Source organism: uncultured Candidatus Kuenenia sp., assembly GCF_900696675.1.
Taxonomy (GTDB): domain Bacteria; phylum Planctomycetota; class Brocadiia; order Brocadiales; family Brocadiaceae; genus Kuenenia; species Kuenenia stuttgartiensis_A.
The window spans coordinates 1-1,844 of the sequence record NZ_CAADGZ010000252.1; the positions used below are offsets into that span (position 1 = coordinate 1).

Consider the following 1,844-nt stretch of genomic DNA (forward strand, 5'->3'; position numbering starts at 1 on the left):
CTTCATCGAAATGGTGAATCTCCTTTCAGGTGTTTTTTGTTATCAATATACCGCCGAATACCTTGGAAATCCTACCATTTCAATCCTATTCCTGCAACAAGGCTTTGCCTTGTTTGCAGGATTTAGGTTTTATATTATCAGAATCTATCGATAAAAACCACCACATAAAAGGTTTTATAAACGGCCGTGCACTTTTTTCGTGCCCCCTTCTGTTAGTTTACCAATGCAGTTAGCTCAGGCCAGACTAACTCACGGCACATGAGGACAAGTGTTTATGGCTGCTTGCTTCCGCATCTGACCAGATTCGCATCGTCTCCCATTGCATGAGATCCAACCTTCATCACCACTTACATTGACAAAGATAACAGTCGTGAGCCCTCAGAAAAGCGATCAATCCTGCTATAGCGGGTTGCAGGTTACAGGGTACCGCTAGCTCCCCATCTAGCACGGCCAATTTTTCAATGATGGCGGAGAGGGCGGGAGTCGAACCCGCGATACCGTTTTAAGCGGTATACGCGCTTTCCAAGCGCGCTCATTCGGCCACTCTGACACCTCTCCATCTTTAATCTTCCAGTGCTATTCATTTAAAAAATAAACGATTATTTCAGTCACCCTTCATCACTACTTGCAATAAAACGTTACCACATTTTCCGTTTTTGATGGCGGAGAGGGTGGGATTCGAACCCACGTTCCGCAATCGCGGAAAACGGTTTTCGAGACCGTCCCGTTCAACCGCTCCGGCACCTCTCCGGCTTTTCACTATAAAAAAACTGTAACTATTGAAAAAATCAAATGTAGAAACGCATTGCATGCGCCTCTGCAGAAATATTGAAATTCCTAAACTGGTATATCCAGAACCAAGCAAGAAAGAAATAAATAAATAAATACGAAATTCGAAGTACGAAACAAATCCGAATAACAAAGCATAAAATTCAAAACAAATTCAAAACATACAACAATGTGAAGCGCGAAATACGAGAGACAAAAAAGGCTTTTGTTTAGAATTTCAAATCATTTTGTCATTAGAATTTGTTTCGGATTTCGGATTTTACAGTTACCGGATTTCACCATTAAATATTTTGCCAAAAAGCACGCACTGACGAATGGAAGTGTGCAAAGAAATTATTGCTAAGGTACTAAACATTTACTTAATGCGGCAATTCTCTAAAAAAAATCTCTTTAATATATCCCTGCATTCATCAGCAAGGATATCGGGTATTACTTCCAAACGGTGATTCAACTTAGTATTTTGGACAAGATTCATGACAGACACGCAAGCGCCCGCTTTTTTATCAACAGCCCCATACACAAGCTTATCAATCCTTGACTGCACCAAGGCACCGGCACACATTACGCAGGGTTCCAGAGTTACATAGATAGTAGACCCGGTTAGTCGCCAATTTTGCAAATACTCCGCCCCTTGGGTTATCGCTATCATTTCCGCATGGGCTGTAGGGTCTTTAAGCATTTCCCTTTGGTTATGCGCACGGGCAATAATCCGGTTATCATATACAATTACGGCGCCTACCGGAACTTCATTAATATCCGCAGCCTTTTCCGCTTCTTTAATCGCTTGCCGCATAAAATACTCATGATTACTGCTTGCGCTTTCCATACCCATTGCCTTATTTAATACTATCATATTATCCTTGTAAAAACGCTTTTGTAGGAGGAGGCACGTTACAACATGCCCTTACAATGTCCGTCGTGTTCTCTGTACTACTATCCATCAATTTCTTGTTTTTTATGCGTGTTTTTCATGCCGCCATTTCCGTAAGTGCTTTAATATCAAGGGCTGAAGCGGTCATCAGTGAACAAGAGAACTTCTGGCCTTTCTCCGTCAA

1 protein-coding gene, 2 tRNA genes and 1 other RNA gene are annotated in these 1,844 nt (G+C 41.8%); all 4 read right to left on the reverse strand.

Annotated elements, in window-relative coordinates:
- Window positions 1-184: 184 nt before the first annotated feature.
- The 4 genes from ffs to tadA all read right to left on the reverse strand — a co-directional run bounded on the left by ffs (window position 185) and on the right by tadA (window position 1,642).
- An RNA gene (gene ffs, locus QZT26_RS17440) (signal recognition particle sRNA large type) lies at window positions 185-450 on the reverse strand.
- A gap of 15 nt (window positions 451-465) precedes the next feature.
- Window positions 466-558, reverse strand: a tRNA-Ser gene (locus QZT26_RS17445).
- A gap of 102 nt (window positions 559-660) precedes the next feature.
- Window positions 661-750: transfer RNA gene (locus QZT26_RS17450), tRNA-Ser, on the reverse strand.
- A gap of 394 nt (window positions 751-1,144) precedes the next feature.
- Window positions 1,145-1,642 carry a tRNA adenosine(34) deaminase TadA gene (gene tadA / locus QZT26_RS17455; RefSeq protein WP_230405770.1) on the reverse strand — a complete coding sequence of 166 codons (498 nt, stop codon included), beginning with the start codon at window positions 1,640-1,642 and terminating at the stop codon, window positions 1,145-1,147.
- Between the last annotated feature and the right edge of the window lie 202 nt (window positions 1,643-1,844).

Bases quoted from the DNA above. Each gene is read 5' to 3' on its own strand.
- tadA (WP_230405770.1), bottom strand. From the start codon at position 1,642: ATGATAGTATTAAATAAGGCAATGGGTATGGAAAGCGCAAGCAGTAAT.